9 protein-coding genes and 1 tRNA gene are annotated in these 7046 nt (G+C 65.7%); 4 read left to right on the forward strand and 6 right to left on the reverse strand.

What is annotated here, in order from left to right:
* Positions 1-16: 16 nt before the first annotated feature.
* The 3 genes from RT662_RS07635 to nth all read right to left on the reverse strand — a co-directional run bounded on the left by RT662_RS07635 (position 17) and on the right by nth (position 1221).
* Positions 17-93 (reverse strand) — tRNA-Arg (locus RT662_RS07635).
* 52 nt (positions 94-145) lie between these two features.
* A complete protein-coding gene (locus RT662_RS07640) occupies positions 146-493 on the reverse strand; it encodes a hypothetical protein (protein ID WP_313670116.1) in 348 nt (115 codons plus the stop codon).
* Between the two features lie 86 nt (positions 494-579).
* Complete coding sequence (nth, locus tag RT662_RS07645) at positions 580-1221, reverse strand: endonuclease III (RefSeq protein WP_313670124.1); 642 nt, start codon at positions 1219-1221, stop codon at positions 580-582.
* A gap of 84 nt (positions 1222-1305) precedes the next feature.
* Between nth and RT662_RS07650 the strand changes: the two genes are divergently transcribed.
* Positions 1306-1779: a DUF2244 domain-containing protein gene (locus tag RT662_RS07650; RefSeq protein WP_313670117.1), complete on the forward strand. Its 474-nt coding sequence runs from the start codon at positions 1306-1308 to the stop codon at positions 1777-1779.
* Here the strand turns inward: RT662_RS07650 and dapB are convergent.
* From dapB to RT662_RS07665, 3 genes are read right to left on the reverse strand one after another with little or no spacing between them, the layout of a single operon-like run.
* The gene (gene dapB, locus RT662_RS07655; RefSeq protein WP_313670118.1) at positions 1746-2552 is read right to left on the reverse strand and encodes a 4-hydroxy-tetrahydrodipicolinate reductase; all 807 of its coding nucleotides are present in this window, start codon (positions 2550-2552) and stop codon (positions 1746-1748) included. The genes RT662_RS07650 and dapB overlap by 34 nt on opposite strands.
* 40 nt (positions 2553-2592) lie before the next feature.
* On the reverse strand, positions 2593-3300 hold the full coding sequence (locus tag RT662_RS07660; protein WP_313670119.1) for a cytochrome c3 family protein: 708 nt from the start codon (positions 3298-3300) through the stop codon (positions 2593-2595).
* The gene (locus RT662_RS07665) at positions 3300-3884 is read right to left on the reverse strand and encodes a hypothetical protein (RefSeq protein ID WP_313670120.1); all 585 of its coding nucleotides are present in this window, start codon (positions 3882-3884) and stop codon (positions 3300-3302) included. Before RT662_RS07665 ends, RT662_RS07660 begins: the two co-directional genes overlap by 1 nt.
* Before the next feature lie 128 nt (positions 3885-4012).
* Between RT662_RS07665 and RT662_RS07670 the strand changes: the two genes are divergently transcribed.
* From RT662_RS07670 to RT662_RS07680, 3 genes are all read left to right on the forward strand, one after another.
* Positions 4013-4540 carry a GNAT family N-acetyltransferase gene (locus RT662_RS07670; protein ID WP_313670121.1) on the forward strand — a complete coding sequence of 176 codons (528 nt, stop codon included), beginning with the start codon at positions 4013-4015 and terminating at the stop codon, positions 4538-4540.
* Complete coding sequence (locus RT662_RS07675) at positions 4537-5244, forward strand: NAD-dependent deacylase (RefSeq protein ID WP_313670122.1); 708 nt, start codon at positions 4537-4539, stop codon at positions 5242-5244. The genes RT662_RS07670 and RT662_RS07675 overlap by 4 nt, the downstream gene beginning before the upstream one ends.
* A gap of 357 nt (positions 5245-5601) precedes the next feature.
* Positions 5602-6987 carry a hypothetical protein gene (locus RT662_RS07680; RefSeq protein WP_313670123.1) on the forward strand — a complete coding sequence of 462 codons (1386 nt, stop codon included), beginning with the start codon at positions 5602-5604 and terminating at the stop codon, positions 6985-6987.
* The last annotated feature ends 59 nt before the right edge of the window (positions 6988-7046 follow it).

The following is a 7046-nucleotide window of genomic DNA, read 5'->3' on the forward strand; positions in this document are numbered from 1 at the left end:
CACTTTTGCCAAGGATTGGCGCACCCGACAGGATTCGAACCTGTGACCTCTGCCTTCGGAGGGCAGCGCTCTATCCAGCTGAGCTACGGGTGCGTGGGCTGTGCTGTTAGCAGCGCTTGGCGGTTGGCGCCAGACGGTTTTGCCGTCAGCGTTTCCGGGGTTTTTCCGGCTGACGTTCAAAGGCCGCAAGGCCGCAGCGCGCGCCATTCAGATTGCCGGCCATCGGCTGGATCACCTGAATGATATCCTGTGCGCACAGCTGGGCGATGCTGGTCGAATAGGAAAAGGCGCGCTCGGTGCCCAGTTGCGGGCAGGCATAGCGCAGGTTGGAGCGCCACACGCTGCCATCGCGCATGGTGAAATCAATGGCCCGGCTGTTGACGACATTGGTGCTGCGCAAGGCCGACAGCTGCAGGCACTGGCGCGTTTCGGGGGCGGCGGGCGCCGGCGTGGGTGACTGTGCCGCCGCCGGCAAGGCCAGACCAAGAGCCACAGCGCAGGCGGCCATTCGGAAGGCATGAAGGCTCATCATGGTCGCGATGCTCTGCCCGGGTGCTTGAACGGCTGGTGAATGACCGTTCAGCGAACCAGTTCCTGCTTGGCCTTGAACTGGCACAGGTGGGCGACGGCGCAATCGAGGCATTTGGGGCTGCGCGCCGTGCAGACATAACGGCCGTGCAGGATCAGCCAATGGTGGGCATGCCGCCGCCACGGGGCCTTTACCCGTTTCATGATGCCATTTTCCACCGCCAGCACCGTCTTGCCCGGGGCCATGCCGGTGCGGTTGGCGAGGCGGAACACGTGGGTATCGACCGCACAGGTCTCTTCGCCAAACAGCACGTTCACCACCACGTTCGCCGTCTTGCGGCCCACACCGGGCAGGGTTTCCAGCACGTCGCGGCTTTGCGGCACCTCCCCGCCGAACTCGTCCACCAGCCGGCGCGACAGGGCGATGACGTTCTTGGCCTTGGCATTGAACAGGCCGATGGTGCGGATATGCTGTTTCAGGCCGTCTTCGCCCAGATCGAGCATCTGCTGCGGGGTGGTCACCGCCTCGAACAGGCGCTTCGTGGCCTTGTTCACCCCCACATCAGTGGCCTGCGCCGACAGCACGACCGCCACCAGCAGCTGATAGCCATTGCCATAGGCCAGCTCTGTCTCCGGTTCAGGCCGGGCGGCGGCCAGGATACGGAAATATTCATCGATTTCGCTGGCCGTCATCAGGCGTTGGTAGAGCTTGGTCATGATGTCGCCCTTCCGCCAAAGCGGCTGGCAGGGCAAGCCTGCAGCGAATAGGGAGTCCGGGTGCTGCTTGATCTCACCCTCACGCCGAATCGCTCGCTGCCGCGTGATCACGCGCGCCTGCTGATCCTGGGGATTGGTGTGCTGTTTCTGATCGGCTCGATCCGCTTTCTGGTCCTCGGGCTGTGGCCGGTAATTCCGTTCATGATCGCCGATGTTGCCCTGCTGGCTTGGGCCTTCAGGAGCAATTACCAATCGGGCGGCGCGCGCGAACGGCTGGTGCTGGCCGACGATGCGCTCACCCTCACCCGCATCGATCCGTGGGGCAAGGCGGTGGAAGAGGTGCTGGAGCCGTTCTTCACCCGCGTCGAACTCGAGGAAACCCCGCTGGGCGATGCGCTGCTGTTCCTCAGCGCGCGCGGGCGCCGGTTGCGGGTGGGGCAATTCCTGTCAGCGCCGGAACGCCGCGAAGTGGGCGCTTTGATCCGCGAAGCGCTGGCGCGTTATCGCAATTCCAGCACGTCGGCCATGGCGTAGCGGCCGGGCTTGCGCCCCGCCAGCCACTGCGCGCCCCGCAGGGCGCCGCGCGCGAAGATGCTGCGGTTTTCGGCGCGGTGCCACAATTCGATCCGCTCGCCCTCGCTGGCCAGCAGCACCATGTGATCGCCCGCCGCGCTGCCACCGCGCAAACTAGCAAAGCCGATCTGGCCTTCCACGCGGGTGCCGGTGATGCCATCGCGGCCACGATCGCTGTGGGTAGCCAGATCAACGCCGCGGCCGGTTGCGGCCGCTTCGCCCAGCGCCAGCGCGGTGCCCGACGGCGCATCCACTTTCAACCGGTGGTGCAGTTCGGCGATCTCGATATCCCAATCCGGCCCCAGCGCCCGCGCCGCCTGTTCGACTAGCCGCGCCAACAGGGTGACGCCCAGGCTGGTGTTGGCCGCCTGCAGCACGGCGATATCCCGCGCGGCGGCATCGATGGCGGCGTGGTGTTCCGCCTCCAGCCCGGTGGTGCCGATCAGCAGCGCACAGCGGCCTTCCTGCGCCGCCTCCAGGCTCACCGCCAGCGCCGCCGGCACCGAAAAATCGATGAGCACGTCGCATTTGTGGGCGATGGCACCGATGTTGGAACAGATAGTGAGCGTTTCGGGATGGCCCGGCCCGGCCGGACGGCCGCAACTGGCATGGCCGGCCCGTTCCACCGCCCCGGCCAGCGTGAGGCCCGGCCAATCCGACAGCGCACCAATGATGGCCTGCCCCATTCGGCCGCCAGCCCCAAGCACACCAATGCGGATCGGTTTCTTCGTCATGCCGTGGTTGTGACGGCTTGCGCGCGCCAGTGCAACCGCCTCACTCATCGTCCTCGCCCTCACGCTCGTCTTCAGCGCTGCGGTGGCAGCGGGCGCAATTGTCGATGGTGCCGCGCACGCCTTCCTCGCGATGTTCGGCCAGCGTGGCGGCCGGCTTGTGCTCGTGGCAGCCATAGCAGGTATAGCGCCGCGTATTGCCGTCCACATGGCAGGTGGTGCAGGCCACGTTGTGATCGCGGTCCAGCCGGAACAGCCGATCATGGGCAAAATGCGCCGACTTCCAGCCGCTGGTGGTATGGCAGGTGGCGCAACTGGTGGAGGCGAACTGGCGGTGCAGCGTGGTGGCCGGCGCCGCGTGGCAGGTGGCGCACTGGCCGCGCACCGCGGGTTTCAGCAGATCGTGATGGAAGCGCACCGGGCTGTGCCCAGTCAGCGCCGGGCCGGCATGATCAGTGTGGCAGGCCAGGCAATCAGGAGTGGTGAGCTGCTGGTGGAACGCCGCCTTGCCGCCCGCCAGCCGCTTGCCCTTCGTGGTGAACAGGCCAATGCGCGCCGGCGCGTGGCAGGTGATGCAGCGTTCTGCCGCCGCTCCCTGGAACGGCGCGTGGCAGGCAAAGCAATCATCGGCGATGGCGGCATGGGCGGGCTTTACCGGGCCGGGCGCCAGCATCGGTTCCGGCCGGAAGATCGCCAGCAGGATGATGCCAAACAGCACGACCAGGATGAACAGGGTTCCCGGCTTCGGCATCACTGCCAATCCCAGAACAGCGCCGTTGAAACCAGATGCGCCGTCGCCAGCACGGCAAAGGCGAGCGTGATCGGCACATGCACGACCCGCCATTTGCGCACCAGATCCATGGTCAGGCTGTCGCGGTGCAACCGTTCATCGATGGCGGCGGCGTCCAGGCCCTGCGCCGTCAGCCGCGCCCGCGCGTCGATCAGGCGGGTGCGGGCGCGGGCCAGCAGAAATTTGCCGGTCAGCCCGCTGGCGACATTCACCAGCATCGCCAGCAGCGCCAGCCACGCCAGCACTGCGTTGAAATGGATGCCGGCATGCACCAGCACCAGCAGCGATCCCGCCCAGGCCATATATTCATGCCGGCGCAAAAGGGTCACCGGGTTGCCGCGGGTAACGATCTTGCGCTTGCGCAGCGAATAATGGAGCGACGCCAGAATAAGCGCCACGCCGGGAATGCCCAGCCAGCGGCCCACCCACACCTGATCGAAATGGTGCAGCACCGCATCGACCAGCAGCGCCGCCAGCGCCAGCGCCAGCAACCACGCGGCAAACGGCAGAACTTCACGGCTGATCAAGCTGGCGGCGCGCGGCATGCCCGTTCCCTTCGCAGCAGCATTGGGCTCCGGATGCGGCACCGGCATTGATGTGAGTCAACGCACGCGCACGACAAAGGTTGCGTCCTGCTTGCCGCGCTGTGCCGGCCGGCCTTATCGTGGCCGCGATGCACTTGCGCCTTGCCTTGCCCGCCGACGCCCCGGCCATCGCCGCCCTGCATGCGGCAAGCTGGGCCATCGCCTATGCCCATATCCTGCGCGCCGACTGGTTGTCGCAAGACCTGGTCACCGACCGGCTGCGCGTATGGACCGAGCGCTTTGCCGCGCCCGATCCCGCCATGCGGGTGCTGCTGGCAGAAGATCAGGATGGCCTGGCCGGCTTTGTCTGCATCTTTCTCGCTGCCGATCCGCACTGGGGCAGCCATGTCGACAATCTGCACGTCCGCCCCGGCCTCAAGGGGCAAGGGCTGGGCCGGCGCCTGCTCGGTGCAGCGGCGCGGTTGGCGCTGGCGGAAGCGCCCGGCGCCGGGCTTGATCTCCACGTCTTTGCCGCCAACACCGCCGCGCGCGGCTTCTATGCCCGCATGGGCGGCGTCGAAGGCCCGCTCGAAAAGGAAATCGCCCCCGATGGCAGCCAGCAATCCTATCTGCGGCTGTGGTGGCCCGACCCCACCATCCTGCTGGAACCTGCATGAGCCGCCACACCGCCATCGTCATCCTCACCGGCGCCGGCATTTCGGCCGAATCCGGCGTGCCCACCTTCCGCGCCGCCGATGGCCTGTGGGAAGGCCACCGCGTGGAAGATGTCGCCACCCCACAAGCCTTCCGCCGCAATCCCACGCTGGTGCAGCAATTCTACGATCAGCGCCGCGCCTTTCTGGGCCAAGTCGTGCCCAACGCCGCCCACCTGGCACTGGCGCGGCTGGAGGCGGAATGGAGCGGGGACTTCCTCCTCGTCACCCAGAATGTCGATGATCTGCACGACCGCGCGGGCCACAATCACCTGCTGCACATGCACGGCGAACTCAATTCCGCCCTGTGCACCCGCTGCGGCGCGGCGCGGCCATGGCGCGGGCCGCTGCTCGGCAATCCCAAGTGCCCGGCCTGCGCTCAGGTAGGCGGTCTGCGCCCCGATATCGTCTGGTTCGGCGAAATGCCCTACCACATCGACGACATCAGCGCCGCCATCGCAGCGTGCGATCTGTTCGTCTCCATCGGCACCTCCGGCGCGGTCTATCCCGCCGCCGGCTTCGTGCAATGGGCCCGCGACGCCGGCGCGCGCACGCTGGAACTCAACCTCGAACCGTCCGCCGGCACGCCGATGTTCGACGAAGCCCGCCACGGCCCGGCCAGCATGCTGGTGCCGGCGTGGGTGGAGGAAATGTTGGCGGGGCGGTGAAGGCAAGAAAAGGGCCTCCGGCGGGCAGGGTCGAGGACCCTGCACCCGGTTGTTTTCGGCCGGTGCTTGATGGCAGCTTTGGGGTGGGATGCTGTCCGGAAAGCTTTGGAGCCCGCAGGTAAGTTAGCTGCCGTCGGGATCCGGCCGACAAGGCGACCGTCCATTGATGCGCAGCGGAATGGCCAGATTTACGCGGGGTTGTTGACCAACGGCTTAATCCATCTAAGGACGCAATTAAACTGGCGTGCACAAAGAGAAGAGATAAAAAAGGCAGAGAAAAAAGCGGTTGCAGGGCTTCCCGCTATTCTTGACATAGTGGTTACAATGGAAGCGAATTCCGCAGGGGGAGGAGGGTGAATGAATTACCGCATCACGGCAATGTTCGCTCCTTTAGCTCTTGTTATGACGGGATGCGGCGACGGATCGAGCAGTGGCGCGAGCGCGCCACCCGTTGCTACCCCGGCACCGGCACCAACGCCCGCGCCGACGCCTCCGCCGGTCGTGCTGACGGCGGAAGGGGCTTACCCGTTGCTGGCGGATTATCGATTTTTCCCGAACGGCTTCGGCAGTCCCAACGAACAGGCATCGCGCCCCAGCGACCGGCAAGGCCGCTATCCCGTCCAAGCGGGCACGCCCATGTTTACTACCCAATTCGGCTCCGTTCCGGCCGATTATCGTGCCGTCGCCAAGACGGCATTCGGCATCGACACTGCCGACGGCCAGACCGCGGCCGCATCCGCACCAGCGGGCGCGACCACGGTGTCGCCGCTTACAACGCTGCTCACCGGCACAAATACCGAGGCGCGCCTGGAGCGTCAGCTTGGGATCATCGGCACGGGGTTTGCAACTACGGCGGACCGCGAACTCCTCACGTTCGTGCCCAGCGCGGCGCTCGCGTCGGGCGACGCGAACGCTGCGTCGGATGCCGAGCGGCTGATCATGCACAATATCCGCGTCATGATTTTGGCCGCCGCGCTCCAAACGGCTGCGTCGCCGCCTGATCCGTCAGGCACCAAAATCTACAACTACGACGGCGTGCGGCGGTATCTGGAAGCGACCCCGAACGACCTGTTTTTCAGCAATCAGGGATTAATACCGTTCCTGCGGTCGGTCGACTTTGGCGGCCGGTTCCCCGTGCCAGTCTATCGCGACGACGTGGTCGAGGCCGCCGCGCGCCTCATTGTCACCTACAGCTTTGCGATGGGTCTGCGCATCGAATCGCGCGAGGAAGCAGCGCAATTCAAGCTGGGCATCTGGGGGTATTTGGCCCCACAACTCACGCGACTGTTTGATGAAAACAGCGCGGCTGCGGCGGCGCGAGTCGGCGCAATCACCAATGCCGATGTGTTGAACGGGATCGCGGTCTTTGGAAGCCACCCGGCTATCGACGTCAACGACAGCTTCTTTACGCAGCCAGACTTCTATTTGATCGCCCCTGGTGCCACCCGCGTGGTCCCGCCCGTTGATGAGGGATTCAATGGGGACGGTCCCTTGAACAGCAACGACGTCCATGCCCAACCGTCCGCGTCCGACGGAAACCACTTCGTTCCCGGCCGCAGCACAGTGACCGACGTCAGCGTTCCCGCTGCGAATGCGGGACAGGTAACGGCTACCCGCGCCGCCCACGGCACGGTCACGATCCGCGCCGCCCCGGGTTTTTCAGGGGTGACCTTTTTCGAATATACGGTGAGCCACCAGCAAGGCGATGTCGAACGAGCGCGGGTTTACGTGATCGTTTTCTAGCGGGGTGAGCGAGCGTCGAGAAGGCAGCTCTTGAGCTACGATAAATCGGTGATGAATTA

The sequence above is a fragment of the Sandarakinorhabdus sp. genome (assembly GCF_032115815.1).
In the GTDB taxonomy this organism is placed as follows: domain Bacteria; phylum Pseudomonadota; class Alphaproteobacteria; order Sphingomonadales; family Sphingomonadaceae; genus Sandarakinorhabdus.

Coding starts and splice junctions, on each gene's coding strand:
- nth (WP_313670124.1), bottom strand. CDS start 1,221: ATGACGGCCAGCGAAATCGATGAATATTTCCGTATCCTGGCCGCCGCC.
- dapB (WP_313670118.1), bottom strand. CDS start 2,552: ATGACGAAGAAACCGATCCGCATTGGTGTGCTTGGGGCTGGCGGCCGA.
- RT662_RS07660 (WP_313670119.1), bottom strand. CDS start 3,300: ATGCCGAAGCCGGGAACCCTGTTCATCCTGGTCGTGCTGTTTGGCATC.
- RT662_RS07665 (WP_313670120.1), bottom strand. CDS start 3,884: ATGCCGCGCGCCGCCAGCTTGATCAGCCGTGAAGTTCTGCCGTTTGCC.
- RT662_RS07670 (WP_313670121.1), top strand. CDS start 4,013: ATGCACTTGCGCCTTGCCTTGCCCGCCGACGCCCCGGCCATCGCCGCC.
- RT662_RS07675 (WP_313670122.1), top strand. CDS start 4,537: ATGAGCCGCCACACCGCCATCGTCATCCTCACCGGCGCCGGCATTTCG.
- RT662_RS07680 (WP_313670123.1), top strand. CDS start 5,602: ATGAATTACCGCATCACGGCAATGTTCGCTCCTTTAGCTCTTGTTATG.